General features: G+C 43.9%; 1 protein-coding gene. It reads right to left on the reverse strand.

Translation table 11 applies throughout. From position 1 onward, the window contains the following. Positions 1 to 259 precede the first annotated feature (259 nt). A partial coding sequence (gene mnmE / locus E1163_RS00620; RefSeq protein WP_155168589.1) for a tRNA uridine-5-carboxymethylaminomethyl(34) synthesis GTPase MnmE occupies positions 260 to 1,565 on the reverse strand: 1,306 nt, incomplete at its 5' end.

The raw sequence follows: 1,565 nt of genomic DNA on the forward strand, positions 1-1,565 counted from the left end.
ATTCATTTTTTCGACGTGTCCAATCTTATCCCAATTAAGGTTTTTGAAGTATTTAAAGGAGAATTAAATTATATTAATGAAAAAGAAGAATTTGAATGGAGTAATAGAATGATGGATCAAATTCTTAGCAGAGATTAAACATAATAGCTAACCTCTTTAATGATGGATAAACTCTTGTTGAGTACAAATTATACGTTACTAAGAGTTTGTTTTCCAACATATTATTCCTCACCGATCTGCCCCACTCACCATCCCCACATCACTTCCCAATACAAAACTTCGAAAATATATTCGCCAATAAATCATTCGTAGTAATCTCCCCGGTAATCTCCCCGAGGTAATGCAAGGACTGACGGATATCCATCGCAAGAAAGTCACCGGTAATGTTATTGTCAAGGCCGTTTAGCACATCCATAAGTGCGTTGCGGGTTTTGAGCAGGTTGTCATAATGGCGGATGTTGGTCACAATGGTATCACCGGTTTTGAAGTTGTCGAGGTTTACCACTTCCAGGATACGGTCTTTGAGTGCATCCAGGTTTTCCTTAGTTGCTGCTGATATCAGTACGGAGCCTTTGATTTTCTCAATAGCGGCTTTTAAGGCAGGCTGGGCTTTGTCTTCTTTATTGCCCACTACTATAAAGGGTATGCCGAGGTTTTCCAGCTTATTGATATCCCGGTTTACGTCTACGAGGTTGTCATTGGCCATGTCGATCATATAAATGATCAGTGAAGCCTTCTTCATCTGCTGCTGAGTTCGCTCTACACCAATTTTTTCAATGGTGTCAGTAGTTTCGCGGAGACCTGCGGTATCTATAAAGCGGAAAGTAATACCTCCAAGGTTGATCTCATCTTCAATGAAATCCCGTGTGGTTCCTGCAATGTCAGAGACAATGGCCTTCTCCTCATTAAGCAGGGCATTGAGCAGGGTGGACTTACCTGCGTTAGGCTTGCCTGCAATAACCGTAGGTACACCGTTTTTAATCACATTGCCCAGATCAAAGCTATCTATCAGGGCATTGATCACTTTCAGAAGGTTATTGATCAGTTGTTTAAGATCATCCCGGTCAGCGAATTCCACGTCCTCTTCGCCAAAATCCAGCTCCAACTCTATCATAGAGGCGAAGTGGATCAGCTCTTCACGCAATTGGCGGATCTGCTCGGAGAAGCCACCGCGCATTTGGTTTAGTGCGGCTTCGTGTGAGGCGGCAGAGTCAGCGTTAATCAGGTCTGCGACGGCTTCGGCCTGGGCCAGGTCGAACTGGCCGTTGAGGAATGCCCTTTTGGTAAACTCACCGGGCAATGCCAGGCGCGCTCCGTTGGCAAGCAGTACCTTGATCACCTGCTTTACAATGAATGGAGACCCGTGGCACGAAATTTCCACCACATTTTCTTTGGTAAATGATTTTGGGGCTACAAAAAGGGATATCACCACTTCATCTATGATTTTATCATTATCCCGGATAGTGCCGTAATGCAAGGTGTGAGATTCCTGTTTTTCGAGGTCTTTACCTTTGAAAACTTTGTTGCAGATCTTTATAGCGTCATTTCCTGATAGCCTGATCACT

The sequence above is a fragment of the Fulvivirga kasyanovii genome (assembly GCF_009711405.1).
In the GTDB taxonomy this organism is placed as follows: domain Bacteria; phylum Bacteroidota; class Bacteroidia; order Cytophagales; family Cyclobacteriaceae; genus Fulvivirga; species Fulvivirga kasyanovii.